This window comes from Sporomusaceae bacterium (assembly GCA_031460455.1).
Lineage (GTDB): Bacteria > Bacillota > Negativicutes > Sporomusales > UBA7701 > Anaeroselena.
The window spans coordinates 38,022-64,139 of the sequence record JAVKTQ010000011.1 but is presented as its reverse complement, the minus strand read 5'-3'; the positions used below and the strand labels follow the sequence as shown (position 1 = coordinate 64,139).

Annotated in this window: 20 protein-coding genes, 1 pseudogene and 1 other annotated feature; of the genes and pseudogenes, 16 read left to right on the top strand and 5 right to left on the bottom strand. The window is 58.8% G+C overall.

Annotated features, from left to right (window positions below; all coding sequences use genetic code 11):
• Positions 1 to 59: 59 nt before the first annotated feature.
• Both RIN56_15160 and RIN56_15155 read left to right on the top strand, forming a co-directional pair.
• Entirely contained in the window at positions 60 to 890 is an 831-nt protein-coding gene (locus RIN56_15160; GenBank protein ID MDR7868134.1) for a DUF6430 domain-containing protein, read from the top strand.
• A 2-nt stretch (positions 891 to 892) separates the two neighbouring features.
• Complete coding sequence (locus RIN56_15155) at positions 893 to 1,402, top strand: hypothetical protein (GenBank protein MDR7868133.1); 510 nt, start codon at positions 893 to 895, stop codon at positions 1,400 to 1,402.
• A gap of 522 nt (positions 1,403 to 1,924) precedes the next feature.
• On the opposite strand, the gene RIN56_15150 is transcribed toward RIN56_15155, so the two are convergent.
• A complete protein-coding gene (locus tag RIN56_15150) occupies positions 1,925 to 3,244 on the bottom strand; it encodes a hypothetical protein (protein MDR7868132.1) in 1,320 nt (439 codons plus the stop codon).
• A 356-nt stretch (positions 3,245 to 3,600) separates the two neighbouring features.
• Here RIN56_15150 and RIN56_15145 point away from each other — a divergent pair.
• From RIN56_15145 to RIN56_15130, 4 genes and pseudogenes are all read left to right on the top strand, one after another.
• Positions 3,601 to 3,711 (top strand): annotated as a pseudogene (locus RIN56_15145) (GNAT family N-acetyltransferase).
• 109 nt (positions 3,712 to 3,820) lie between these two features.
• Positions 3,821 to 6,964: a PD-(D/E)XK nuclease family protein gene (locus RIN56_15140; GenBank protein ID MDR7868131.1), complete on the top strand. Its 3,144-nt coding sequence runs from the start codon at positions 3,821 to 3,823 to the stop codon at positions 6,962 to 6,964.
• Positions 6,957 to 10,442 carry a UvrD-helicase domain-containing protein gene (locus tag RIN56_15135; protein MDR7868130.1) on the top strand — a complete coding sequence of 1,162 codons (3,486 nt, stop codon included), beginning with the start codon at positions 6,957 to 6,959 and terminating at the stop codon, positions 10,440 to 10,442. Before RIN56_15140 ends, RIN56_15135 begins: the two co-directional genes overlap by 8 nt.
• Positions 10,443 to 11,133: 691 nt before the next feature.
• Positions 11,134 to 12,849, top strand: a complete 1,716-nt coding sequence (locus tag RIN56_15130) for a solute carrier family 23 protein (GenBank protein ID MDR7868129.1) — start codon at positions 11,134 to 11,136, stop codon at positions 12,847 to 12,849.
• Between the two features lie 194 nt (positions 12,850 to 13,043).
• Here RIN56_15130 and RIN56_15125 read toward each other — a convergent pair whose 3' ends face one another.
• On the bottom strand, positions 13,044 to 13,715 hold the full coding sequence (locus RIN56_15125) for a metal-dependent hydrolase (protein MDR7868128.1): 672 nt from the start codon (positions 13,713 to 13,715) through the stop codon (positions 13,044 to 13,046).
• Between the two features lie 212 nt (positions 13,716 to 13,927).
• Here RIN56_15125 and moaA point away from each other — a divergent pair, with 212 nt between their 5' ends.
• From moaA to RIN56_15090, 7 genes are all read left to right on the top strand, one after another.
• Positions 13,928 to 14,908 (top strand): GTP 3',8-cyclase MoaA, encoded by a 981-nt coding sequence (gene moaA / locus RIN56_15120; GenBank protein MDR7868127.1) that lies wholly within the window; start codon positions 13,928 to 13,930, stop codon positions 14,906 to 14,908.
• Positions 14,909 to 15,018: 110 nt separating this feature from the next.
• Positions 15,019 to 15,264, top strand: a complete 246-nt coding sequence (locus RIN56_15115) for a MoaD/ThiS family protein (GenBank protein ID MDR7868126.1) — start codon at positions 15,019 to 15,021, stop codon at positions 15,262 to 15,264.
• A gap of 24 nt (positions 15,265 to 15,288) precedes the next feature.
• A complete protein-coding gene (gene moaC / locus RIN56_15110) occupies positions 15,289 to 15,771 on the top strand; it encodes a cyclic pyranopterin monophosphate synthase MoaC (GenBank protein ID MDR7868125.1) in 483 nt (160 codons plus the stop codon).
• Between the two features lie 10 nt (positions 15,772 to 15,781).
• Entirely contained in the window at positions 15,782 to 16,225 is a 444-nt protein-coding gene (locus tag RIN56_15105; GenBank protein MDR7868124.1) for an MOSC domain-containing protein, read from the top strand.
• Positions 16,218 to 16,721 (top strand): MogA/MoaB family molybdenum cofactor biosynthesis protein, encoded by a 504-nt coding sequence (locus tag RIN56_15100; protein MDR7868123.1) that lies wholly within the window; start codon positions 16,218 to 16,220, stop codon positions 16,719 to 16,721. Before RIN56_15105 ends, RIN56_15100 begins: the two co-directional genes overlap by 8 nt.
• A gap of 69 nt (positions 16,722 to 16,790) precedes the next feature.
• Positions 16,791 to 17,039 (top strand) — a binding site (T-box leader).
• A gap of 174 nt (positions 17,040 to 17,213) precedes the next feature.
• Positions 17,214 to 18,230, top strand: coding sequence for a 3-deoxy-7-phosphoheptulonate synthase (aroF, locus tag RIN56_15095; protein MDR7868122.1), 1,017 nt, complete (start codon positions 17,214 to 17,216; stop codon positions 18,228 to 18,230).
• Positions 18,227 to 19,087, top strand: coding sequence for a prephenate dehydrogenase/arogenate dehydrogenase family protein (locus RIN56_15090; protein MDR7868121.1), 861 nt, complete (start codon positions 18,227 to 18,229; stop codon positions 19,085 to 19,087). The genes aroF and RIN56_15090 overlap by 4 nt, the downstream gene beginning before the upstream one ends.
• Here RIN56_15090 and RIN56_15085 read toward each other — a convergent pair.
• Complete coding sequence (locus RIN56_15085; GenBank protein ID MDR7868120.1) at positions 19,071 to 20,681, bottom strand: GDSL-type esterase/lipase family protein; 1,611 nt, start codon at positions 20,679 to 20,681, stop codon at positions 19,071 to 19,073. The two genes, RIN56_15090 and RIN56_15085, sit on opposite strands and share 17 nt — an antisense overlap.
• 89 nt (positions 20,682 to 20,770) lie before the next feature.
• Here RIN56_15085 and RIN56_15080 point away from each other — a divergent pair, with 89 nt between their 5' ends.
• Positions 20,771 to 21,940: an MFS transporter gene (locus tag RIN56_15080; protein ID MDR7868119.1), complete on the top strand. Its 1,170-nt coding sequence runs from the start codon at positions 20,771 to 20,773 to the stop codon at positions 21,938 to 21,940.
• Positions 21,941 to 21,999: 59 nt separating this feature from the next.
• On the opposite strand, the gene hydG is transcribed toward RIN56_15080, so the two are convergent.
• Positions 22,000 to 23,433 carry a [FeFe] hydrogenase H-cluster radical SAM maturase HydG gene (hydG, locus tag RIN56_15075; protein ID MDR7868118.1) on the bottom strand — a complete coding sequence of 478 codons (1,434 nt, stop codon included), beginning with the start codon at positions 23,431 to 23,433 and terminating at the stop codon, positions 22,000 to 22,002.
• Positions 23,423 to 23,698 (bottom strand): iron-only hydrogenase system regulator, encoded by a 276-nt coding sequence (locus RIN56_15070; GenBank protein MDR7868117.1) that lies wholly within the window; start codon positions 23,696 to 23,698, stop codon positions 23,423 to 23,425. Before RIN56_15070 ends, hydG begins: the two co-directional genes overlap by 11 nt.
• A gap of 344 nt (positions 23,699 to 24,042) precedes the next feature.
• Between RIN56_15070 and RIN56_15065 the strand changes: the two genes are divergently transcribed.
• Both RIN56_15065 and RIN56_15060 read left to right on the top strand, forming a co-directional pair.
• On the top strand, positions 24,043 to 24,948 hold the full coding sequence (locus tag RIN56_15065; protein ID MDR7868116.1) for an acyl-CoA dehydratase activase-related protein: 906 nt from the start codon (positions 24,043 to 24,045) through the stop codon (positions 24,946 to 24,948).
• Positions 24,945 to 26,093 carry a hypothetical protein gene (locus RIN56_15060; GenBank protein ID MDR7868115.1) on the top strand — a complete coding sequence of 383 codons (1,149 nt, stop codon included), beginning with the start codon at positions 24,945 to 24,947 and terminating at the stop codon, positions 26,091 to 26,093. The genes RIN56_15065 and RIN56_15060 overlap by 4 nt, the downstream gene beginning before the upstream one ends.
• The last annotated feature ends 25 nt before the right edge of the window (positions 26,094 to 26,118 follow it).

Sequence of the window (26,118 nt, the reverse complement as noted above, 5' to 3'; positions counted from 1 at the left end):
GAATTCATAATATTTGTTTAATATAGTAAATAAAACCAACTTATCATAAAGAGGAAAAAATGGGATTTACATTTTCGAGCATACCCAAATTATTAAAAGATAGCGCTGCACTAGGCTCCGCTATCTTAGCTATTATCGCAACATTTATGCAGGTTGCTGGGTTTTCCATTGACAACATTATCTGTAACCAGAAATGGTGGAGTCGCTTGTTAATAATTCTTGCAACATACGCGTTTCTTGTTGTTTTTTTTGTGATAATATTGCGTTTGGCCGTTCAAAATGGTTTTACAACAAAAATTCGCGGAATTTCTGTAACTATTAAACAGGGCGATATTTTTACAGCCGACGGATGGAAGGTGATTCCATTCAATGAGTATTTTGATACTACTGTTGACGATGTGATAATATCAAGCACAACTCTCAATGGAATCTTCATCAATGAATATATTGATGATATTAATAAATTGCAGGAAGCAATAATTACAGCTAACGAGAGTTATACATCTTTTAAAAAATATGAAAAAGGTAATCGTTCAGCATATCCTCTTGGGCGAATTATAACCTATGGAAACTATATGTTATTAGCTTTTACGCACTTCAACGAGCAAAATGTAGCACATATTACCAAACCGGAATATGAGAAATGCTTATTGACAATGTGGAAAGAAATACGCCGCACATATGCCAATAAACCTATTTATCTCCCGTTATTAGGTTCTGGAATAACAAGCTTTGACGATATTCCGGAAAAATCAAACCTTGACTTGTTAAAATGTATGATCTGTACTTTGCGAGCAAGCGGTGAAAACATTAATCAGCCAATAACTATCCTCTTAACAAAGGAAGTTATGCATGAATTAAATATTTATGAAGTGAAAGGAGTGATTTAATTATGAGGAGAACTAAGACTTATATTGCAGGAGATTGGACAGGCGATAAAGGCGCAGTTGACAAACTGCATCAGTGGAACGACAGTAATTATTGGAGTTTATCGTTTGTTGATGCCCACGAATTAACACAAGCACGGGACGGAAGTCTAAACTGCAGTATTAAGGCTTCGCTCGGGACAAGACTTGACGCATCTAATACCTTTGTGTTGATTGTCGGAAACAACACAAAGACTGTAAGGAGTGGAAGTTGCCAATATTGTAATAGTTATAACAGTTGGACAAGTAGCTGCGCACGTGGATATTACGTGGATTATCGCAGCTATATAGAGTACGAGTGCGAAAAAGCAGTTCGGGATGGATTAAAAATTGTTGTATTGTACAACGCAGCAATAGTTGATAAAGCCAAGTGCCCGGATGCTGTAAAAAACACTGGAACTCATGCCGCTATGTGTTACCGCCAAAACGGCCAGCTTTACTGGGATTATCAAGCTGTAAGAAACGCAATAAATTAACATAAAAATATAAGATTTAATTTGATTTCTTATCCAAGCATGCTTGCCCCTGTTTCAATTGCCGCTAGGACAGTACCTCTTCATAGTGAGGAAAAGTCGTTTTCGTAAACAGCCAGAAAAATGCTGAGACTTACCCAAGCTAAGGGCGTAAGACCTTCGGCTATTGGGCCTACAGTCAAGGCGTAGATATTACACGGATCAAAAGCTATTGAATCACTCTGACCTTCAACTATATTGGCCTACATAGGAATAACGAAGGAAGAGTTAGATAACGTTTAGATCAATCTGAATTTAGGGAAATGAGAAAGAGCAGGTGTGACCTGCTCTTTCCGCTTCAAGCTGGTTAGAATATGACTAGGTATCTCTCAAATTCCAGTCTAGGAGACCGTTTTCAAGTGGCCGAACGAATTATTAAGGCGCGGTTTTTTTGAGATGCTTCAGAAGATGAGTTGGAACTAGCTAAAAAGCCTTGCCTATAATGTGGTTACATTCGGCGCTAAAGCTAGTAGTTCACATAAATAATTAGTGTCCATTGCCATTTGTCTCTAACGGGTTAATTAGGTTATCAAGAATGACTGTTTTATTTACATTTCGCATGAAAAAATAAAACGTTGAGTCTATTATTTTTAGTACTCTAGAATCGCGATTGTAATCAAAAATAGGAGGACGAATGTCTTTCTCAAGCTGTAATAAAGCAAAATTATGGAGAAGGTTACTCATATCGCCAGGGCGTACATCAGCGGGACGGTGGTGCAACTTTTTAATCTCTGCTTCCAAGAGCTCTCTACGAATTCCCCGTAAAATAGAATCAAATTCTATTGTTAAAATAGCTTTCACTGAATAGTAGGGTAAACAAAGCGGCTCTAGGCCGTTTTTAGTAGAAGTTGGTTTACGACCTTCAGCTATCATTTCTAATGCACGTACATGCCTCGCCGCATATTCAGCCGACTTGCGGCGAATTGCTTTCTTTAGTAGTTCTTGGTCGTTAATAGCTTTAGTCTCTTTTTGAGTTTCAGATATTCTGCTTTGTTCACAAACAGATCGCAGCAGCTCCTGTACTACCCCGATGCTATCAAAGGCATTTGCTAATAATTCGTCATAGACCTCATATGAGAACTTAATATTTAATGCTGCTTCACCCTTATGTATTACCTCTAAAAACTCTTCTTTTAACCATGGTTCTACCGGAACTTCTATAATGCGATCTAGTAAATCGCCGTTATATTGAGCAAGCCGATTCTTTTCTCTCCATACGCCTAAAACAATAAATCTTATGCCCATTTCTTGAAATGTCCTTAAGTCAAAAGCAAGTTGCTTTTGGACTTCAGAACTTAAATAATGAAAGTCTTCTAAAATTATAAATTTCCCTTTTACGGCGACCTTAATTAATTCGGAGATATCTTGGGCTAATGAAAGATTAAATTCGACACTGACAACTTCTTCGGACTTTTCAGTGGTAGCTGAAATATCAGACTTAACTGAAGACTCCCCTGAAATTGGAAACAGTATTGCTTTTATCTTAGCGACTGCGCCTATATTATAGCGAGAGCCACTTTTGGCTACTTTTGAAGTTGAAATTTCAATACCTAATTGGCGCAAAATAGACTTGTATATGTCCTCAATATCAGCTTTAGGCGAGCAACTAACCTTAATATTTTGATCATAAGGTGTATACTTAGTAACTAGAGCAGTCTTTCCCTGTTTGGAAGATCCATACACAACTATCTGCTTGTTAGAGTTTAGCGCAGATAAAAATAACCCATCAACCTTTTCGCGTACTAAATAACTACTAAGTTGCTCAGTACTTACACCGAACACTTGATCAAGTTTTACCTTGCGCATAAATTCTCCCTTCAACAAAAACAATGACAATTTTTTTCAATTACCTCTAAAAAATACCATAAAGATACCAAAGTTGCAATAATATGTTTTGCCTTAAACTGGAAGGTGTGCTTATATATCGTTTTGCACATAAGAATTGTATTCTAGCAACACTGCTCCTGGGGTTAAAGCAGTTGCCCCTTCGATACCTCCAAAATAAAAACCCCTCCAAGGAGAGGCCAGATTGATTAATTATTCGTAATTCCGATATGCTATAATATTAGTTAAGAGTGGCTGTTGTGGGGAGTAATAAAGCCACTAAAACTAAACATGGTCAATACAAGAGGGCTTACGAACCCTGCAATATCAATGCTTCTGGCTTTGTCGAGGCCAACAAAGACAAGCTCCCCCACAAGGTCTGGAAAGAATGCATCAACTGCCCCAAATTCCCCAATTGCGACGAAATCGCCGTGATCAAGGAAATTTGAATCAGCCGACAAAAGCTGGCCCGCGCCGATGGCGCGGGTCTTGCTTTTGTTGCAGGACAATGGCGTTGCCGACGCCAATATATAAGGCAACTACTACGGGAGGGTCGCCATGCACACTCTCTTCTGCACGCCGCTCGGCGAAACGATGCGCGATCGATTCGCCGCCGAGCTGGCCAGGGCCGTTAATCAGGGGCACGGCCGCGAACAAGCCTTTCTCCTGCCCAGCGCCCACCTGCTCGGCGTCGTCCGCCGCGGCCTGCGGGCGCAGGGCCCGCCGGGTTACGAACAGCCTAGCCTGCTGGCCTTCGACGACCTTGTCGGCGAGATCGTAGCCCTCGCCGGTTGTCCCCATCGTCTGATGGATCGGATGACGCAGGAACTGGTGGTCGCCGATGTTCTCGACAGCCTTGTCAAAAAGCAGTCTTTGCCCTACTTCAGCGCTATCGCCTCCTTCCCCGGCTACATCGGCACGGTCACCAGCCTTCTGGCCGAAATCAAACGCACTGCCGCCCCGCCTGAGGAGTTCCCCATCGGCGCCAGCGGCAGCTACGACAAGGACGCCGAGGTCCACGCCATCTACGCGGCGTACCAGGAGGCGCTGACGGCGCGCGGGCTTGCCGACCTCGAGGAGTTGTATTTCCTGGCGATAAATGCCCTCAGCGAAGGGCTGGCTTTGCCTTACAAGAAAATTTATATAAGCGAATTTTATATCCTCACGCCGCTGCAGCTAGCCCTCGTCAAAGAGCTAAAGCGGGTGGCGGCGATCGACATCGGCATCGTCTACGAGCATAACCGCCCGGAAGTGTACGCCGCCGCCGAACAGACCTACACCGACTTAGTCGGCATGGGATTCAAGCCCGTTTTTTCCACCGTAAAAAGGCAGACGTCAGCCGCTCTCGCCCACATTCGCCGCAGCCTGTTCGCCGCCAAACCGCAAGTTCTCGCCGCCGCGCCCGGCGTCGCCGTCGTCAGCAGCCCCACCCGGGCCAAAGAGATGACGGTGGCGGCGGCCCGCATCAAAAAGCTGCTGCTGTCCGGAGCCTGCCGGCCGGCGGAGATTGCCGTCGTGGTGCGCGATACCGGAGCATGGACCGAGTTCCGCGATATATGCGGCGAGTTCGGCCTGCCGGTCAGCCTGGCCCGCGAGGAACGTCTGGCCGACCAGCCTCCCGCCCGCCTGCTGGTGAACGCTCTTGCCGCCAAAACCGACGGCGGCGCGCGGCCCACCGTCCTCAACCTGATCAAGTCGCCGCTCGTCGCCGACGCCCTCGGCATCGACGCCGATGCCGCCGAACAGGCGGCCCTGGGCCGCGTCATCCGCTCCTGGCCGGACTGGTTCGGCGTCTTCAAAGGCGAAAATGCCCCGGAAAGCATCATCCTGTCCCGGCGGGGCTTCGACAAGCTCGGCCGCCTGGTGACGACCCTGCCCCGGCAGGGGACATGCGCGGCGTTCGCGGCCGCGCTCAAAACCGTCCTCGACACCCTCGGCATCCCGGCGACGCTGGGGAAAGCCTACAGGGACGGCCGCATGCCTATGCCCGTCCTTCAGGCCGGTCTGCTGGCCTGGCAAAAATGCGGCGAAACGCTCGACGCCATGGCGGAAGGCTTCGCCCTTGCCGGGCAGGAGGGCAGACCGCTGGCCGCCGCCGATTTCCTGCGCTTCTTCCGCCAGGCGCTGGCCGGGCAGACGGTCAGGCTGGAAGGCCACAACGAGCACGCGGTGCAAGTGGTAAGTCCGGCCCGAGTAAGGGGCGTCAGCTTCCGGGCCGTCTTCGTTCTCGGCCTGACCGACGGCGAATTCCCCTTGCGGGAGCGGGAGAACTGGCTCTACGACGACCGCGAACGGGATTGCCTGAAAAAAGATGGTGGCCTGTATCTAGCCACCTTAGCTGACAAAATCAAAGAAGAAAAACTATTCTTCGCCGTCGCCGCCGCCCTGGCCCAAGAAATGCTCACCATCAGCAGCCGCGAGGACGCCGAGACACTGCCCTCCCCCTACATCGCCGAAGTTGTCCGCCTCTTCGCGCCTGACGCCGTAACCACCGACAAATACAGCGCCGGCGAATTTTTCCCCGCCGCTTACGACGAGACATTTTCGGCCCGCGAGCTGACCGGCAAAGCCCTGCTCGACACCAGGGGCGCCGCCGGCCCCGAAGCCTGTGCCGCCGCCGGCTACGTCCTCGCCAACCTCACCGACGGCGACTTCGCCCGGCGGGTGGCGGCCGAAAAAGACCGCGGCCGCGGCCCCGGCCCGTACGACGGGCTGGTGGGCACCGATGGCGGTGAGGAGCACGGACCGCCCGTGTTCAGCATCACCGCCCTCGAAGATTACGCCCAGTGCCCGTTCCGCTACTTCGCCACCCGCAGCCTCAAGCTCAAGGAGTGGGAGGAAAAGGAGGAAGAGGCCGGCTACGACGTCATCGGCAATATCTACCACGAAGTGCTCGCCGCCTTCCTGCGTCGCCACCGCGGCGAACGCCTCAATCCCGCCGCAGCAGAAGCTTACCGCGCCGAACTGACCGCCGCCCTCGACAGCGTGTGCCGCCGTCTCGCCGCGGAGGACAAATCCTTCGGCGCCAAAGCGTGGGACTACCGGCGGCGTCGTCTCGAAGCGACGCTCCGCCGCTGGCTGGAGTTCGAAATAGCCGAACAGAACGGCGACGGCCTCGCCTTCAGCCCCGCCTACCTCGAATGGGGGTTCGGCCTGCCGCTTGACGAAGGGATGGACCCCGCATCCGTGCCCGAGCCGCTGGAAATCGCCGCCGGCGAGCGGCCGCTCAAAATCGTCGGCAAAGTCGACCGCATCGACGCCGTCGGCGGCAAACTGGCGGTCATGGACTATAAACGCAAATACGCGCCCCGCTTCCGCGACCTCGCGGCCGGCACCGACCTGCAGGCAGCCCTCTATATCATGGCGGCCGAGCGGTTCCTGTGCCCCGAAGGCGGCGAAGTGGCCGGCGGGGGCTACTATTCGGTCGAGAACGCCAGGAAGGACGGCGGCATGTGGCGCGCCGAGCTTGCCGGCGACATCGGCCATCGCGCCGCCAAGGAGGCCGGCAACCTCACCGCCGCCGAATGGGCGGCCCTGCAGGCGGATATACGCCGCCTGGCGTGCGAATACGTCGCCGGCATCCGCAGCGGGGAATTTCCGGTGCGACCGGCGGCCGAGTGCCCGTCCTACTGCGCCGCCCGCGCCGTATGCCGCTACCGGCCCGATGACGGACGCCCGCAGGGAGGTGAAAGCGATGGCTGAATTCACCCTCGCCCAGAAGACCGCTATCGCCACCCTGGACGCCAACGTCGCCGTATCTGCCGGCGCAGGGGCCGGCAAAACCCGCGTCCTCGTCGAACGCTACCTCAACATCCTCGCCAGCGACAAGTCCGCTTGCGACGGGATACTGGCCATCACCTTCACCAACAAAGCGGCCAAGGAAATGAAGGAACGCATCCGCAAACGGGCCGCCGAGCTTGCCGCGACCGCCGAAGACGAAGAAGGCCGCAGGTGGCGGGCAGCGCTCGGCGAGCTTGAGTACGCCCCCATCGGCACCTTCCATAGTTTTTGTGCCCGCGTGCTGCGCGAAAATCCCGTCGAAGCGGCGCTCGACCCCAACTTCGCGGTCCTTGACGAAGCGGAGGCCGACCTCCTCACCGAAAAAGCGCTGGCGGAAGTATTCGCCGCCGGCCTGACCGACGGCGCCCCGTGGCTTGACAATCTCCTCCTCGCCTACGACAAGGCGCTGCTCACCACCGTCGTCCCCGACCTCTACGATAAAATCGCCGCCGCCGGCCTGCTCGACGCCAGCCTGCCCGAACGACTGGCCGAGCCCTACGGCCGGGCGGCCGCCGCCGCGGCGCGCCTCAAACGCGACCTCACCGCATTGTGCGGCGAGCTCATCGCCTACAAAGACAACCTCAAAAAGACGGGAGCCCAATACGCCCGCGTCGACAGGCTGGCCCGCGACTGGCCGCAGGTCGCCGCCGCCATCGCCGCCGCCGACGAAGACGCCGTCGCCGACGCCGTGCTGCGCGACTATCTCGACCCCCTCGACCGCCGTTCCGGGGACCGGGAGATCGTCGCCGCCGTCCGGGAGACGCACAGACGCCTGCGTCAGGTGCGCGGCGACCGGGCCGCCCTCGGCCTCATCCCCGACCTCTGCCGCCTGCTGGCCGAGCTCGACGCCGCGCTGGCCGCCCGCAAACGCGAGCAGCGGGTGCTCACATTCACCGACCTGGAAGTCCGCACCGCCCGCCTGTTGAGAGAGTTTCCGGCTGTCAGGCAAAGATACCGCAGCCGCATCCGCTACATCATGGTGGATGAATTTCAGGACACCAACGACCTGCAGCGCCAGATCGTCTACCTTCTGGCCGGCGGCGACGCCGAAAAACTGCGGGGCCGCAAACTGTTCGTCGTCGGCGACCCCAAACAATCCATCTACCGTTTCCGCGGCGCCGACGTGGCCGTCTTCGCCCGCGTCCGCGACGACATCGCGGCAAGCGGCGGCGAAATCATCGACCTCGACGTCAACTTCCGCTCCCTCGACAGCCTGCTGACCCTTTTCAACGAATGCTTTGCCACCGTCATGGGCACCGCCGAGGACGCCATTCCCTTCCAGCCCTTGGGGGCCTTCCGGCGCGACGACCAGGCGGACGGAATCTGTGCCGAGTTTATGGCCATCGCCGCGAGCGGGGAAGGGGAGGGCGGCGACCCGCGAGCAGCGGAAGCTGTGGCCGTCGCCCGGCGGATCGGCGCGATGGTGGCCGGTCGCGAACAGCTTATCGACAGAGACACTGCACCCAGGCCGGTAAATTACGGCGACATCGCCGTCCTCTTCCGCACCGTCACCGACCTCGACACCTACGCCGCCGCGCTGCAGACCGCCGGCATACCCTATTACGTGGTTGGCGGCCGGGGTTTCTATCACCGCCAGGAAATCATCGACATCCTCAACCTTCTGCAGGTGGTCGACAACCGCGGCAACGAAACGGCCCTCGCCGGAGCGCTGCGCTCGCCCCCCTTCCTGCTCTCCGACGCCGCCCTGCTGACGCTGAAAAAGGGCGGGTCGAGCCTGTGGGAGGGGCTGGAACGCCCCGCCGCCGTCGCCGGGCTGCCCGCAGAGCAGCGCCAGGCGGCGGCGAGGGCCTGGCGGGTGATCGCCGGCCTCCGCGACCTGCGCGGGTCGGTCGGCGTTTCCCGCCTCATCCGCCTCGCCCTCGACGAAACAGGCTATCTGAATTTTGTCCTCACCCAGTTCATGGGGCAGCAGAAATACGCCAACCTCCTCAAACTGTCGGCGGTGGCCGACGCCTTCGAAAGCAAAGGGGCCGCCACCCTCGGCGACTTCCTGCGCTATGTCGCCAAACTTGTCGCCGGCGAGGTCCGCGAAAGCGAAGCCCAGGTTGAGAGCGAGGGCGGCGACACCGTCAAGCTGATGACCATCCATAAGGCCAAAGGCCTGGAGTTTCCCGTCGTCTTCATCCCCGACCTTCACCGCCGCTTCCGCGACGAAACCGGGCCCGTCCTGTTCAGCGCCGGGCAGGGGATAGGGTTGAAAGTCCCCGGAGTCGGCGGCGAACTCGTCGCAACCTCAGTGCACGAAGCGGTCGCATCACGGGAGAAAAGGCTTTCCCTGCTCGAACTAAAGCGGGTGCTCTACGTCGCCCTCACCCGCGCCAAAGACTATCTCGTCCTGTCGGCCGCCGGCGGCAAGGTCACCACAGGCAAAGACTTCACCGCGCTCGGCACGTGGCTGGGCTGGCTGGGGAAGGTCTACAACTTCGGCGATCTCGCCGCCCTCCCCGAACGCCTGGCGGTCGACAAAGCCGCCATCCTGGTCTGCGCCGGACCTTCGCTGCCGCTGCCGCCGGCCTGCGCCGTACCGGACAGGGCTGCAGACAGTCATGTCGCCGCAGGCTGGCTCGAAGGGCTTGCCGGGCGCATCGCCCCCCTTCCGCCCGTGCATCCCGAGACCGTCTTCACCGTAAGCGCCTTCGGCAAATTCCGGCTCTGTCCCCGCGCCTTCTATTACAGCTTCGTCGCCGCCCTGCCCGAACCGACGGTTGAGGCTGCTTACCGCGCCGATCCCGCCAAGCCACCCGGCCGAATCATCGGCGACATCCTCCACCGCTCTTTGGAACTGGCCGACCCGCGCCTGCCGGCCGACGAATGGCTGGCCAGGGCGGCGGCGGAAAAAGCTCCCCCCCACTGGCGCCGGGCGGCGATGGCCGAAGTGCGGCCGCTGCTCGCCCGCTACACGGGCAGCGACCTTTTCCGGGAAACGGCCGCTTACCCCATAAAGCGTGAGTGGCAATTCGCCTTCCACCTCCCCGACCCCGACGGGCGGGAAACCTATGCCTTCGCCGGCCGCGTCGACTGCCTGCTGGACTACCGGGACGGCAGCTTCGGCATTGTCGACTACAAGACCGACAAAGTCACCGCCCGCGAGGCGGCAGGCAAAGCGGACGAATACGCTCTTCAGCTTGTGCTGTATGCCATGGCGGCCGAAGCGGCAGGGCAGGGGACGGCGAAAGACGCCCGGCTCCACTTCCTGCGGCCCGGCGTCACCGTAACCGTGCCTGTTGGCCAAGCGGCGCGGGCCGCGACCACGGCCGAACTAGTGGCGGTATGCCGCCGCGTTCGCGGCAGCGAACGCGAGGAAGACTATCCCGTCAGCACCGCCTGGTGCCCGCGCTGCGGCTACCGCGTGCTGTGCAGCGGCTACAGGCCCGAATAGGGCGGAGAAACAGTTAAACCCCGCCGATTTCCGGCGGGGTTTAACTGTTGGAAACATATTCCTGTTTATAACGATCCACTATTCAGTCGGCGTTTGCGGGCAAGCGGTGTTTTTGTCGTGGCATTTCTCGCAAGCGAGCCAGTTTTCGCAGCCGGGGCCGAGACAGAAGGCATTGCAGTCGTACATAATGAACACCCTCCTTTGTTTCTTGATTAAATTATAGCAACGAAAATTAACAAAATCAATAAAAAACAGCAAGTTAAATTAATAACTTACGAAATGTTACGCATGTAACTTAATAAAAATGAATAAGTTACGTTATTAACTTACTTAACTGCTGAAGTATGATATTATTTTAACACATGAAGAGCCAGTAAAAAGTGAAATTCGTACGGCTGACAATAAAATGGTAGGCATATCCTATACACGTGAATGAATAAAGATCCTTGAATTATCTGGAGTCATAACTGTTTGTGATTGTTTTACCGAACTTATAATGATTTCACATACAAAAAGGCGAGGGTTCGACCTCCCATCGCCTCCACCACCAATATCTCCTATTACAGAACTCTTTATAAATTCTAACGGCGACAGCGAAAAGTATTGCAAAATGTTAGCAAAAAAGGTAACTTAATGGTTGATACTTATTTATTTATGCAAAATCTTCCTGGGAGGGGGCGAGCCCCAAAACATGATCTCAACCAAATCGGGAAACTTGACGTACGGTCTTAACGACAGCGTTCCCTTTCGTTCACTCGTGCCGCTTGTTCTCCAGCAGGTTGCCTTGCTTTCGGTAGAACTGGCTTTCCCGGTGATTATCGTCAACTTGGCCGGCGGCTCGACCGAACAGGCCCAGAGCGTGGTCAGCCTGATGATGATTGCCATGGGTGTCGGGACAATATTACAAGCCTTGGGCAAAGGCCCCATCGGCTCGGGCTACTTTTGTGCCCACGAGACGGGAACTGCTTACTTTCCGGCGGCGATCATGGCGATAAAGGCGGGTGGGTTCCCCCTGCTATGCGGCATGACGGTGGTGGCCGGAGTGTTTCAGATGCTGCTCAGCCGGCTGGTAAAGAAGATGCGCATCCTGTTTCCGCCGGAAATTATCGGTCTCATTATTACCATGATGGCGTTCATGTATATCGGCTATAGCGTGCCGTACTTTTTTGGTTTGCATGAGTCGCCGGTCGAACGCCGGGATGATTATATCACTTCCGGCGTTACGCTGGTACTTGTTATTGCCATGTATATATGGGGAAATCAAAGGCTGCGCGAATATGCGCTGCTGATCGGCATAGCTGTGGGGTATGTCGTCTCCTTTCTGTCCGGCGGCTTAGACGGCAGCCATTTTAATAAAGTGTACGATGCGCCTTTGTTTGCCCTGCCGACGGTCAGTCACGGCGGCTGGTCTTTCGACGGCACTATACTGCTGGCCTTCTTGCTGGCCGCATTTTGTTCAAGTATCATTACAGTGGGCAATATAACGACAAGTCAAAAAATAAACGATAGCAACTGGAAACGGATGGACATGCCTTCTGTCGGCAACGGGCTTTTGGCGGAGGGGCTGAGTACAGTGACCAGTGGGCTGCTGGGCGCACTCCCCCAGACGACCAGTCCCGGCAGTGTGGGTCTTACGGTGGCGACCGGCGCGACAAGCCGTCACATCGCATATGGCCTTGGCGGTTTCTTTATTCTGCTGGCCTTTTTTCCGAAAGTGGCGGCTGCTTTTGCGATAATGCCCAAAGCGGTCATGGGCACGATAATTCTTGTCGAAATAGCCTTCATCCTTCCGGCCGGGATGCAGATCTGTGTATCAAGGATGCTTGATTACCGCCGGTTGTTTATGCTCGGCATTTCTTTCGCTTTCGGTTTTGCGATCGACATTGTTCCTCAGTTTACCTCGGTTTTTCCTGAAGTGCTCAGGCCCTTGTTTCAAACGCCGCTGGCTTTGGCTGCGGTTACCGCGATTGTTTTGCACCTCATATTCCGAGTGGGTATCGCTTCCCGGGAGTCGCTGGAACTTGATTTGAGCACGCCAACCGACAGCTATGCTATACTGAACAATTTCATGCAGGGGGCCGGCGGGGAATGGGGTGCCCGGACAGATGTTATAAGTCGGGCGACGGCGGCGATCAACGAGCTTATCGAAACCACCGTAGCTCACCGCTTTTGTACAGGTAAAATGAAGATCGACGCAGCTTTCGAGGAATTTAATCTTTCGGTCGATATATACTATGAGGGAACCGCCATGGACTTCCCGAAAGAAAAGCCCAATCAGCACGACATACTGCACGATGACTTGGCTGTGGCCAAGCTGTCAGGCTATCTTATCAATAATTATGCCGATAAGATAGCGGTCAAAAACGTCAATGAAACCTGTCATATCCACATGAATTTCGAACATTGATTGAAATGCGAACCCGCTTCCTTGCCTGGCGGCACGAAAGCGGGTTTGTTTTTGCCCGGTGGTCCTGGACGGGAGTAATCCGGAAGAAATACGGGTGAAAGGCCGCAGCCAGCCTGGCGGCCATGTTATAGTTACATTTTTCACATGTCCCTAAAAAAACATCCCGGCGGTTAAGCCGGGATATTTGCCTTGCCTTATTCGAGATTAAGCGTTTCTCCCGGCTTGACGACCAGCACCGGGGTGCCGAGACGTTTTTCCACATCCCGCTTGAATTCCTGCGGGTCCTGAGCGATAACCGGCCAGGTGTTATAATGCATCGGCACGACGAAGCGCGGTTTGAGCATGGCTACCGCCTCGACGGCGTCCGCCGGCCCCATGGTGAAATTGTCGCCGATCGGCAGCAGGGCGTAGTCGATCTTCTCCAACCGGCCGAGCAGGGCCATGTCGCCGAAGAGAGCGGTATCGCCGGCGTGGTACACCGTCGTGCCGCCCATATTGACCACAAAGCCACAGGCGTGCCCTCCCGGCACCCCTGCGCCATGGAACGCGAGGGTCAGGCGGACATAACCGAAGTCGAAGGCATGCTTGCCGCCGAGATGCATGGCGTGCGCCTTGCAGCCCTGCCCGCCGCACAATCCGGCCATTTCGGCGGTCGACACGACAGTGGCCCCCGTGCGCTTGGCGATCTTCACCGTATCGCCGAGGTGGTCGGCGTGACCGTGAGAGGGCAGGACGTACTGACAGTCGATATCGGCCGCCTGGGCGGCCGCGCAGGGGCTGTCGGTGAGAAACGGGTCGAAGATAAGCGACGTCCGGCCGTCGGAAAAAAGAAAACAGGAGTGGCCGAGATATTTGAGGGTCTTCATGACAATACCTCCTCATCAATAGTTTTTCCCGTCGGTACTGCAAATAATATCCAGTAATATTATTATTTGCTCCGGCGGAAAAAACCTCTCAAATTCGGGCAGGTTTTCCAATGTTTCGTTTTCCGTCTGAGCCGGGCAGGTTATCGGGCCGGGGCGGCGAATATTCTACCTACGGCCCTAGTCGGTGGGGGAAGACGAAAGGAGGCGTAGCAATGTACGATAGCCATGACCGTGCCATCCATTACCTCAGAGTCTCAGTCACCGACCGCTGTAATTTTCGCTGCGCCTATTGCCTGCCGCCACGGGGCGTAAAATGGCTGCCTCATGCCGAAATACTCACCTACGAGGAACTGCTGCGCCTTATCGGCGTTTTCAGCCGCGAAGGCATCAGCAAAGTACGGCTGACAGGGGGCGAGCCTCTGGTGCGCAAGGGTATAGTCGATTTCGTTGCCGCCGTCAAAAAACTGGGGACAATCGAGGACCTATCGCTGACGACCAATGGCAGCCTGCTGCCGCAGTATGCCGCCGCGCTGAAAGCCGCCGGTCTCGACCGGGTCAATATCAGCCTCGACACCATAGACCCGGCCGGCTTCGCGAAAGTCACCCACTGCGGCCGCGTCGAGGACACCCTCCAGGGAGTAAGGAGCGCCCTCGAGGCAGGCCTTACGCCCGTCAAACTCAACGTCGTGCTCACCGAAGCTTTGAGCCCCGCCGACCTGACTTTCTTCGTCGACCAGGTCCAACGCTACCCAATCGCCGTGCGCTTCATCGAGCGCATGCCGCTGGGCGGCCGGGGCGGGCTGGCGTCAGGTCCCGACATCGCCGCCGTAAAACGGCTGTTGGAAGAAACCGGGCACGGGCGGCTGGAACCGGCGGCCACTAAGGGCAACGGGCCGGCCCGCTACTGGCGGCTGCCCGAGTCGCGCGGAACCTTCGGTTTCATCACACCGATCTCCGAGCATTTCTGCAACGCCTGCAACCGCATCAGGCTGACTGCGGACGGCCGGCTGCGCCCCTGTCTGCTGAGCGACCGGGAAATCGATGTCAGGACACCGCTCAGAGCCGGCGCCAGCGACGCCGACCTGGCCGAGCTTTTCGCCGCCGCCATCAGTGACAAGCCCAAGGGGCATTCCCTCTGCCGCACCAGCGGCTATCCCGGCTTCGGACGTCGTATGTCGCAGATCGGCGGGTGAAATTACTGGCAATTATTGGAAATTATTTGGCAGGAGATTAACCGAACTGCCCGAATATTATACGTAACCTTGTAAAGACTGAACGCATACAGGGAAGGTGTTGGGCAAGTTTGGTTATCGAAGTGCGCTTATACGCGTCGCTCAGACGCTACCGGCCGGCGGGCTCAGATACCGGTATGGTGGCCGTCGACGTTCCTGACGGTATTTCATTGGGCGAACTTCTCTCCGAATTGGAGATCGATACCGACGAGATAAAACTGGCGGCAGTTAACGGCAACGACAGCAATCCGGCGCGGGTGCTGTTCGACGGCGACCGGGTCGAACTGTTCCCCCGCGATTTCGCCGCCAAGGCGTAAGCCGCCGCAGGAAGGAGCCAGGGAGTGGAACTAACTCATTTTAATCAATCCGGCCGGGCGCGCATGGTGGACGTTTCGGTTAAAAACGACACCCAGCGCGAAGCGGTTGCCGAAGGCCGGGTAACCATGCTGCCCGCCACGCTCGCTCTCATCAAGGCGGGGGGAGTCGGTAAAGGCGACGTCCTCGGAGTGGCCCAGGTAGCCGGAATAATGGCGGCCAAACAAACCTGGCAGCTTATCCCGATGTGTCATCCCCTGCTGCTGACCGGGGTCGACATCGGTTTCAGCATCGACGAAGCGGCCAGCGCTATCGATATCGTCGCCACGGTAAGGACCACCGGCAAAACCGGTGTGGAAATGGAGGCTTTAACGGCCGTATCCGTCGCCGCCCTGACCATTTACGACATGGCCAAGGCCGTCGACAAAGGCATGGTCGTCGAATACGTCCGCCTGGCCGCCAAATCGGGCGGCAAGAGCGGCAATTACGTGCGGAGCGATCGCGACTAGGAGGATAAAAGTGCCAGGAACAATCATCGCAGTATGCACAAGCGCCAGCAAAGGCGAGCGCAAGACCAACGTCGGCCGCGGCACACTGGTGCCGGGGCTGGGGCTGGAAGGCGACGCCCACGCCGGCTTCGCCCACCGCCAGATAAGCCTGCTGGCCATGGAAAGCATCGACAAAATGCGCCAGGCGGGGCTCGACGTCGGACCGGGCGACTTCGCCGAAAATATCACCACCCAGGGCATATCCCTCGTGTCGCTGCCGGTCGGCACCCGCCTGAAGATCGGCGACGCGCTCCTGGAAGTCAGCCAGATAGGCAAGGAATGCCATAACCGCTGCGCCATCTACTACCAGGCCGGCGACTGCGTAATGCCCAAAGAAGGCATCTTCGCGACCGTAGTTACCGGCGGGCCGGTAGCGGTCGGCAATACGCTTGAGGTGGTGACCGACAATGTTTAGCATCGGCATAATAACCGCCAGCGACAAGGGCTCCCGCGGCGAACGCGAGGACGTCAGCGGGCGGACCATAGCCACCATGCTGGCAGGCATCGGCGAAGTGCGCCATTATGTCGTCGTGCCCGACGAGCGCGAAGCACTCAGTAAGGAAATGGTCAATATGGCCGACACGCTCGCCGTCGACCTTATCCTGACCACCGGCGGCACCGGCCTCAGCCCGCGGGACGTCACCCCCGAGGCCACCCTCGCCGTGATCGACCGCCACGTGCCGGGCATCCCCGAAGCCATGCGGGCCAAATCGCTGGAAGTAACCTCCCGGGCCATGCTGTCGCGGGCGGTAGCCGGCGTCCGCGGTCGCACGCTCATCATCAACCTTCCCGGCAGCCCCAAAGGAGTCAAAGAATGCCTGGAAGTCGTCCTGCCCGCCCTGGAGCACGGGCTGGCGATCATGAAGGGCGAGGCCGGCGAATGCGGCGGACCGGCGACGGCAGGCAAGTAGCGCCGTAACCCATAAAATTAACTTGACATGGCCAAACTACTTTTGCTATAGTAACTATCAACAACACATTTAAATGCGATGAGCGGGAGAAGTAAGCCAGAAGCGTTTCCCAGAGAGCCGGGGGGTGGTGCGACCCGGCAAACGCACTGACCGAAATACACCCGCGAGCAGCAGGTTGAAAGCTTCATGCGAGTAGACCGGGCCGGAGCGCCACCGTTAACACAGGCTAGGGTATCGGACATTTGTCCCGTACCTGAACAGAGCGGCTTGCCACAAGCAAGCAGGGTGGTACCACGGGTATAATATCCCGTCCCTGATTTCAGGGGCGGGATTTATTTATTTTCCCAAGGGAGGCTGCCTACAAAGTCCATCTGCTGTGTCGCTCCTCCGACGTACTTCCAGTACGCCTCCGGTCGCGTCCTCGTCGCTCCTTGCATCTGGAGCTTTCTAGACAGCCTCGCACAGTCCAATAAAACTACAGGAGGGTTTATCATGATCATCGTAATGCAGCCTCATGCCAGCGAAACCGACATCAACCGTGTCGTCGAGAAAATAACCGGCCTAGGCCTCAAAGTCCACCTCTCGGAGGGACGATACCGCACCATCATCGGCGTCATCGGCGACAAGAAAATCATCAACGGTCTCCCGGTCGAAGTAATGCCGGGGGTCGAGAAAGTCGTCTCCGTGACCGAAAGCTACAAACTCGTCGGCCGCGAATTCAAGCACGAGGACAGCGTCATCGACGTCGGCGGCGTGCCGGTCGGCGGCGAGGGCCTCGTCGTCATGGCCGGGCCGTGCGCGGTCGAAAGCCGCGAGCAGCTCCTGGAATCGGCGCTGGCCGTCAAAGCGGGCGGGGCGCAGTTCCTGCGGGGCGGAGCCTACAAACCGCGGACCTCGCCCTACTCCTTCCAGGGCCTGGAGGAAAAGGGCCTGGAAATGCTGGCCGAGGCCCGCGAGAAAACCGGCCTGAAAATCGTCACCGAAGTCGTCGACATCCAATCGGTGCCGGTGGTGTGCACCTACGTCGATATACTACAGGTCGGCGCCCGCAACATGCAGAACTTCCAGCTCCTCAAAGCGGTGGGCAAAGCAGGCAAACCCGTCCTCCTCAAGCGCGGCATAGCGGCCACCATCAACGAATGGCTCAACGCCGCCGAATACATCATGAACGAGGGCAACTACAGCGTCATCATGTGCGAACGGGGCATCCGCACCTTCGAAGACTTCACCCGCAACACCCTCGACCTCAGCGCCGTAGCCGCCGTCAAAAGCGTCAGCCACCTGCCGGTGATCGTCGACCCCAGCCACGGCACCGGGGTGTGGAAGCTCGTCCGGCCGATGGCCAGGGCCGCGGTCGCCGCCGGCGCCGACGGGCTGATGATCGAGGTTCACCCCAACCCCGCCGAAGCCCTCTCCGACGGCAAACAGTCGCTCACCCCGGAAAACTTCGCCGGCCTGATGCGCGAAGTGGCGGGCATCGCCGGTGTCATGGGCCGGAGGATGGCATGAAAAACCCCCGGATAACCATCATCGGCGTCGGCCTCATCGGCGGGTCCCTCGGCCTCGCCCTCACAGCCGCCGGCCATGACGTCACCGGCGTCGACAGCGACCAGGGCAGCCTCGGCATCGCCGTCGAGCGCGGCTCGGTCGACCGCGGCACAACCGACCTCGCGGCCGGAGTAGCGGAGGCCGACATCGTCTTCCTCTGCACCCCCGTGCTGCAGATCCCCGCGCTCGTCGCCCGCATTGTTCCCCATCTCAAGGCAGGGGCCATCGTCACCGACGTCGGCAGCACAAAAAAGTACCTGGGCGAAAAAATAGCCCGCCTGCTACCCCAGGGCGTCCACTACGTCGGCGGACACCCCATGGCCGGACGGGAGAAAAGCGGCATCGCCGCCGCCGATAGCAAACTGTTCCGCGACAAACGCTACATCCTCACCCCCGGCGCTGCCACACCGGCGGCGGTGGTGGCGGCCGTAGCCGACCTCATCCGCAAAACCGGCGCCAGGGTGAGCGTCATGGACATCATCCACCATGACGACTGCGCCGCCGTCATCAGCCATGTGCCCCACATCGTCGCCGCCGGCCTCGTAAACCTTCTCGGCCGCTACCCCGGCGAGGAGGAAAACATCGGCGCGCTCGCGGGGGGCGGCTTCTGCGACACAACCCGTATCGCCTCCTCCGACGCCGACATGTGGGCCGACATCTGCCTCACAAACCCGGCTGCCATCACCGCCGGCCTCGAAGAGCTGCAGGCGCTGCTCGGCGACGTCGTCGCCGCCATCCGGCGCGGCGACCGCGCGGCGGTTCACGCCTTCTTCGCCGCCGCCAAAGCGCGGCGGGACAACATCATCGCGTCACTCTAGACCAATTGGCGTTGATGATCTGGGCGATGACCTTCTTTGCCTCGATATCGGGGTGAAGGCCGTCGACCGCGTAATAATCGGGCAACTCCCGCCCGGCGTCCGCCAGGTGGGGATCAAGATCGATATGATAGCGCTGCTGCCTGATAAAATTATTGACGGTGTCGAACTCCTGCCGCCAGTTCGACGCCGTTTCTTCGTTAAAAACCTTCTTGATCGCCTCAGGATTGATCGGCGGCAGAGTAACGAAAATCGGGCGAATGCCGCGCGCCTGGCATTTGGCGCGGATGGCGGCCAGATCCTCGATGACATTCTCGGCGGGCGTGCCGCCGCGCAGGCTGTTCGTGCCGCCCATGACCAGGAGGAACTTCGGGCGGAAAGGCAGCACGTCGCGTTCAAATCTCGCCGCCATCGTCTCCGAAGTGTCGCCGCTGCGCCCAAGATTGACGACCGGGAAATTGAGGTACGTCTGGAAGCTGTACTCCCAGTCGCCCGGCGAATAAGAAACCGCGCCGCCGCCGTGGGTGACGCTGTCCCCCAATGTGGCCGCGTAATTGCCCCGCCTGAGATCGACCACGAAACTGCGGACCTCGGAATAAACGCCCACCGGCCCGCCGGCGGCGTCCAGGCCCCGCACCCGCCAGTAATAAGTGCCGGGCGTGACGCGCGGCTCCTCGTCATAGCACGCGAACCCGGTCGCCTCCTTGCTCCACACGCGGTATACCGACGGCGCAATGCCGGCCGGCAGCTCGGGCAGATCGCTCAACACCTCCACCTCGTAACTCACCGCCCCGGCGATGGGGATCCAGGCATAGGCCGGGTAAAGCGGCGTAGGAAGACCATTGCGGTTGAAGACGGTCGTCAGCAGCGGCCGCAGCACCTGCTCCTTACCATGGTCAATGAACATCTCCTGGGCATCCGAGAACACCCCCAGCGGGTCGCCGTCGTAATCGAGAGCCCGCACCCGCCACCAGAGGCGGGTTATGTCATAGCGGGAAAAGTCGGCGTTAAAGCCGTTGGTAAACACCGCGCGGGAATGGGTGAAGCGGTGGCGGGACGGTTCGACGCCCCCCGGATTCTCCGGCGGCGCATCCAGAAACTCGATCTCATAATACACCGCCCCCGGCACCACCGTCCACGTCAGCATCGGCTTGTCCGCGGCCGGCGCGGCGGCGGGATAGGACGAAGTGGCGACAGGCTTGAGGCGCTTAAATTCGACATCCGACCGGCCTGTCAGCGCCGCCAGATCGAGCGGGTCGGAGAAGGCGCCCAGCGGGTGGCGGAAAAGACCGTGGGCCGACACCCGCCAGAACGTGCGGAAAGGATAATTATCGTTGATCGTAAAGCTGTTTCGCCATGTGCGGAAAGAAAAGATCCGTTCGCCGGGCGGCGCCGGAAACTGTCCCGACGGCGCCTGCAGCACCTCCACCTCGTAGTAGCCGAGATACGGCAGCCGTTGCCACGAGAGAACGTACTCGTTCGCGGCGAACGCCGCCTCCAACTTTGGCTTGTAACCGCCCAGAACCACGGCTGCGGCGGTCTCCGCCATGTATATCAAAACAAGTGCGATAACGATCGGCAGGAAAAAGCGCTTCATTGATTGCCTCACTTTGACAGATTTTCGACAGGTATTCGACGGTCTGGCACCGAACACTCTTGTATGCCTTAATCCGGGGAGATGATTGGTTGCTCGATCGTACGTTCTACAACCGCCCTTTTCTTTGTCTTGTTGCCGCCAACGGGTTCTTTTGGATGAGCGTCAACTTCTTTCTGCCGGTGCTACCAATATATTACCACAGTCTGGGTATGAACGACCACCAGATCGGACTTGCGGTCGGAGCGTTCTCCATCGGTTCGCTGATGTTCCGCCTGTTCGCCGGGCGGGCGGTCGACCGCTACGGCGGGGTGCCAGTGCTCACCGCCGGCGTCATCCTGTCCGTGCTCGCCATCGGCAGCTACCATCTCGCCGTAACCCTCGCCGCCGCTACCGCAGCCCGTTTTCTCCACGGCGTGGGCATCTCGGGCTACAGCTCCTCCGCGCTCACCACCGTCACCATGATGCACGAAAAACACCGCGCCACCGAAGCGGTCGCCTTTTACACCCTGTCCACCATGATCGGCATGGGCATCGCCGCCAGTTCCGCGACCTGGCTGTACGCAGCGGGCGGGATGCCGCTCGTCATCGGCGTCGGCGCGTTAACTACCGCGCTTTCCTTGTTATTATTCCCGCGGCGGGTCAAACCGCAAATCACCGCGGCTGACGGTCAGTCCCTGCCGCTCAAAAAGATCGTCGCCGCTCCCGCCGTCCTCATATCCACGATCAGCCTGGCGGCAGTCAACATGTGCTACGGCAGCATCATGACCTTCCTGCCCCTGCTCATGCTCAGCCGGGGGATAACCGAGTTCAACTCTTATTACGTGGCCTACTCGGTCGTCGTCATCCTGTCCCGCATTTGGATCGGCCGCCTTTGCGTCGTGCTGCGCCCCGACCGCCTGGTATTCTACGTCCTCGCCGTTCTCGGCCTCACAATGCTGACGGCCGGGCATTTCACCGGCTCCTGGGTAGCGGCGCTGTGCGGCGCCGGGATCGGCGTAGGTTATGGCCTGGCTTTCCCGGCCATGGCGACAATCATCGCCGCCAACGTTCAGCCGGCCAACCGGGGCACCGCCTTCGGTTTCTTCACAATGGCGGTCGACATGGGCTTAGGCTTCGGCGCCATCGGCATGGGGGCGGTAGCCGCCGCCTGGGGTTATCAGGCCGTCTTCGCCGCCGCCGGCATCTACACCCTCGCTTACGCCGCCCTCTATCAGCTGTGGCTGCGGGGGAAACTGACCGCGCCGGCGACATCCGCATAAAAAGGGCATAAAAGAGCCGGTTGGTTTTAACCAACCGGCTCTTTCGCTATGTGCATGTTCTAAAAATACAGGTCCCGTTTCCCCGCCGCGATTTCCTCAAGACGTTCGGCCGTTGCGGTCCGGATATTTTCCTGAGGGATATCGTCCAGCGACCGGCTTATCAGTTTTTCGCCCATGACGCGGGTTTGCTCGTCAGCGTAGTCGAGCAGATACTCCTTAAAGGTGAGGAGGGCGTTGGGCAGGCAGACATTTTGGATCTCGCCGCTCTTGGCCAGCGCCATGAAGCGGTCGCCCGTGCGGCCCTGACGGTAGCAGGCAGTGCAGTAGCTGGGCACGAAGCCCTTCCCGCACAACATGCGGATAATCTCGTTCGGCGACCGCTGGTCGCTCGGTTCGAACTGCTGGCCGCTGTTCGGGCTGCAGGCGACATGCTGCTGGTGCACCTGCTGGTAGCCGCCCACGCCGGTGCACGACCCGGCGCTGATCTGGGAAATACCGTACGTGATCAGCTCGTCGCGCAGCTCCGGATCCTCGCGGGTGGACAGGATCATGCCGGTGTAAGGCACCGCCAGGCGGATGATGGCGATAATCTTCTTGAAATCCTCGTCGCCCACCAGATAGGGGAAGCTGTCGAGATTCACGCTGCCGGCGGGGCGCAGGCGCGGCACCGAGATGGTATGGGGGCCCACGCCGCAGTCGCGGTCGAGGTGTTCGGCGTGGAGAAACATCGCCACCGTTTCGTACTTGAAATCGTACAGGCCGTACAGCACGCCGATGCCCACGTCGTCGATACCGGCCTTCATCGCCCGGTCCATCGCGGTCGTGTGCCAGTTGTAATCCCGTTTCGGGCCGCTGGGATGCAGCGCGGCATACGTCGGGCGGTGATAAGTCTCCTGAAAGAGGATATACGTGCCGATATTGGCCTCTTTCAGCTTGCGGTAATCCTCGACAGTCGTCGCGGCGATGTTCACGTTTACGCGGCGGATGCTGCCGTTGCCGTCCTTGATGCTGTAAATTTCCCTGATGACGTCGGTTACGTAATCTATCGGGCAGTTGACAGGGTCCTCGCCGGCCTCGACGGCCAGGCGCTTATGGCCGAGCGATTCGAGAACCTCAACCTCCTCCTTGACCTCCGGCAGCGTGAGGCGGCGGCGGAGCTGCTCCTTGTTGCCGGTCCGGTACCCGCAGTAGACGCAGTTGTTGATACAGTGGCTGGAAATATACAGCGGAGCGAAGAGGACGATGCGCTTGCCGTAAATCGCCTCCTTCACCGCCGCGGCGGCGGCAAACATCTCCCGCAGCAGTTCGGGGTCATTCACCTCGAGCAGTACCGCCACCTCGCCGGCGGAAAGTCCCTTGTATCCGCCGGCCTTCGCGATGATGCGCCGGACGCCGGCCGCGTCGCCCGCCTTCGTCTTGGCCTCGGACAGAAGCCTCTCGATAAGGGCGTCATCGATAAAGGCGTCGGAAGTGCGTTCTTTTTCATCGATCATGATATTTCTCCTCCTCTAAACTCTGGGTGGTGAGCGCCGACTTGACGGTCACGCCCGGCAGATTGCCGAGCTTGCCGGTCAGGGCGCCTACTTCGTCGGTCGTGCCTTCGATAATCAGGGCGATAACGCCCACATTCACCTCGGGTTTCGGTATGCCCATGCGGCCGATGACGATATGGCCGTAGTCCGAGATTACCGTATTAACTTTCTCCGCGACGTTTTTCGGCTCGTGGATGACAATGCCGATGACCCCGATGCGTTTCATCTTCTCCATTCCTCCCGCGACAAACTCGCAAAATAAAAAACCTTCTTCTGCCAAGGGCAAAAGAAGGCGGACGTTACCGGACGGTAAACATCGCCATCCTCGGCGCAGGCGCGCGGCCCTTGCTTGCAGACTCGACAGAGCATCGGTTCCTCCCCAGCCGGCCGGCGGCCCGCTGCGTCAGAAGCTATTTAATTTATTATACACCGTTTTCGACTAAGAAAGAATAGTGCGGTGACGAAAAAGAGCAAATTTATTCCCTTCCTTATAACATTGGGCCGCATTGGTGATAATAAGAGAGTTCGACACAAAGCCGCCGCAGCGCGGCGCGAAAGGAACGATGCCCTTTGCCGCCGACGGTCGGCATCCCCCGCGGACTCCTCTACCATTACTACGGCGACATCTGGAGCGCCTTCTTCCGCAGGCTTGGCGCCATACCGGCGGTATCGCCGGAAACGACCAGGGCCGTCATCGAAGCCGGCAACTGCATCGACGAAGTCTGCCTGCCGGTCAAGGCCTTCTTCGGCCACGCCCGCGCCCTTGCGGACAAAGTCGATCTCCTTTTCCTGCCACGGGTAGTCAGCGTCGCGGCCGGCCACTATTCCTGCCCGAAAATCATCGGCCTCCCCGACATCATGCGGGCCGCCTTCCCCGGCGGGCCGCCCCTCATCGCCCCGACCGTCGACCTGCGCACAGGTCGCGGCAGCCTGCTGCGGGCCATAACCGGCGTGGGCGGGACGCTCGGTCGCTCGCCCCTCTACAGCCTCTACGCCTGGCAGCGGGCCTGGCGGGAATGCCGTCGCCCATACACGGCCGCAGTAGGAGCGGCAGACCTCCCGCGCGTCGCCCTGGTGGGCCACCCTTATATTCTCCGCGACCGCCAGATCAGCATGGACGTCACCGGCAAACTTGCGGCCATGGGGGTTGACGTCCTCACCGCCGACCGCGTCGACCCGCGGGCCGCCGACCAGGCCGCAGCCGCGCTGCCCAAGAACATATTCTGGCACTACTGCCGTCGCCTGGCGGGAGCGGCCCTGGCCTTCCTGGGGGCCAGCCCGCCGCCCGCCGGCATGATCTTCCTTACCTCCTTCGCCTGCGGTCCCGACTCCCTCGTCGGCGAGCAACTGAGACGGCAGGCCGGACATCGCGGCGTCCCCTTCCTGCTCCTCGCCCTCGACGAACACACCGCCGAAGCCGGCCTTGTCACCAGGCTGGAAGCCTTCACCGATATGCTGCCCAGGAGGCGCCCATGATCGTCACCTTCCCCCACATGGGGACGCTGCACATCGTCCTCAAAGCCCTGCTGACGGCGCTGGGAGTCCGGGCGGCGCCGCCGCCCCCCGTCAGCAAAACGACGCTTGAAATCGGGGCCAGGTATTCCCCCGAAACAGCATGCCTGCCGTTTAAAACAACACTGGGCAACTTCATCCAGGCCCTCGGGGCGGGCGCCGACACCATCCTCACCTGCGGCGGCGAAGGCCCCTGCCGCCTCGGTTATTACGCCACCGTACAGCGCGATATCCTCCGCGACCTCGGCTATAAATTCGCCATGATCGTCATCGAACCCGACATCGCCAGCGTCTGGCAGGCACTGCGGCGGCTCACCCCCGGCGGCCTGCGGCCCGTCTGGCCCGCTTTCCGGCTGGCCGGAGCCAAATTACGAGCCCTTGACGCCATCGAACAGACTGCCTGCCGCGCCCGGCCGCGCGCCGCCGTCACCGCCGCCGTCGATGCCGCGCGTCTCAGCGCCCTGGCCGCCGTCGATGCCGCCGCCACACCGGCCGCCGCCGCCGGAGCCGCCGCCGCGCTGCTGCGGCGGCTGGAAACGCTGCCTGTCGGCGACGGACCGGAGCCCCTCAGAGTCGGCCTGGTGGGGGAAATCTACGTCATGCTCGAATGCGGCGTCAACGGCGACCTCGTCCGCCGTCTCGGGCAGATGGGGGTCGAAGTCCATCCGACCATGCTGCTCGGCGACTACGTCGGCGCCCATATCCTCAGAGACAGAGCCGCCCTCCGCCGGTCGGCGGCCGTCGTCGCCGCCGCGGCGCCCTTCCTCGGCCACTATGTCGGCGGCCACGGCATAAAAAGCGTCGGCCACACCGCCGCCATGGGGCAAACCGGGTTCGACGGCATAATCCACGTATTCCCGTTCACCTGCATGCCCGAAGTCATCGCCAAAAACATCCTGCCAGGGGTAAGCGAAAAAGCGGGCATCCCCGTGCTGTCGCTGGCCTTTGACGAGCAGACCGGCGAAGCGGGAACAGTGACGCGCCTCGAAGCCTTCGTCGATTTGCTGCGCTATCGTAGCAGAAAAGGCTTTCTCCAGGCAAGCAAGAACCCGGCCAAAAACTGTGAATGTGACCAATATCACTGTTGGCCGTCTTGTCCCCGGATATAATAGAAACAGACAACAACGGAAGAGG

Excerpts from the sequence above, each read along its gene's own strand:
- RIN56_15130 (MDR7868129.1), top strand. The coding sequence starts at position 11,134 with ATGATCTCAACCAAATCGGGAAACTTGACGTACGGTCTTAACGACAGC.
- RIN56_15060 (MDR7868115.1), top strand. The coding sequence starts at position 24,945 with ATGATCGTCACCTTCCCCCACATGGGGACGCTGCACATCGTCCTCAAA.
- RIN56_15085 (MDR7868120.1), bottom strand. The coding sequence starts at position 20,681 with ATGAAGCGCTTTTTCCTGCCGATCGTTATCGCACTTGTTTTGATATAC.
- aroF (MDR7868122.1), top strand. The coding sequence starts at position 17,214 with ATGATCATCGTAATGCAGCCTCATGCCAGCGAAACCGACATCAACCGT.
- moaA (MDR7868127.1), top strand. The coding sequence starts at position 13,928 with ATGTACGATAGCCATGACCGTGCCATCCATTACCTCAGAGTCTCAGTC.
- hydG (MDR7868118.1), bottom strand. The coding sequence starts at position 23,433 with ATGATCGATGAAAAAGAACGCACTTCCGACGCCTTTATCGATGACGCC.
- RIN56_15135 (MDR7868130.1), top strand. The coding sequence starts at position 6,957 with ATGGCTGAATTCACCCTCGCCCAGAAGACCGCTATCGCCACCCTGGAC.
- RIN56_15155 (MDR7868133.1), top strand. The coding sequence starts at position 893 with ATGAGGAGAACTAAGACTTATATTGCAGGAGATTGGACAGGCGATAAA.
- RIN56_15150 (MDR7868132.1), bottom strand. The coding sequence starts at position 3,244 with ATGCGCAAGGTAAAACTTGATCAAGTGTTCGGTGTAAGTACTGAGCAA.
- RIN56_15140 (MDR7868131.1), top strand. The coding sequence starts at position 3,821 with ATGCACACTCTCTTCTGCACGCCGCTCGGCGAAACGATGCGCGATCGA.
- RIN56_15160 (MDR7868134.1), top strand. The coding sequence starts at position 60 with ATGGGATTTACATTTTCGAGCATACCCAAATTATTAAAAGATAGCGCT.
- RIN56_15125 (MDR7868128.1), bottom strand. The coding sequence starts at position 13,715 with ATGAAGACCCTCAAATATCTCGGCCACTCCTGTTTTCTTTTTTCCGAC.
- RIN56_15100 (MDR7868123.1), top strand. The coding sequence starts at position 16,218 with ATGTTTAGCATCGGCATAATAACCGCCAGCGACAAGGGCTCCCGCGGC.
- RIN56_15090 (MDR7868121.1), top strand. The coding sequence starts at position 18,227 with ATGAAAAACCCCCGGATAACCATCATCGGCGTCGGCCTCATCGGCGGG.
- RIN56_15070 (MDR7868117.1), bottom strand. The coding sequence starts at position 23,698 with ATGAAACGCATCGGGGTCATCGGCATTGTCATCCACGAGCCGAAAAAC.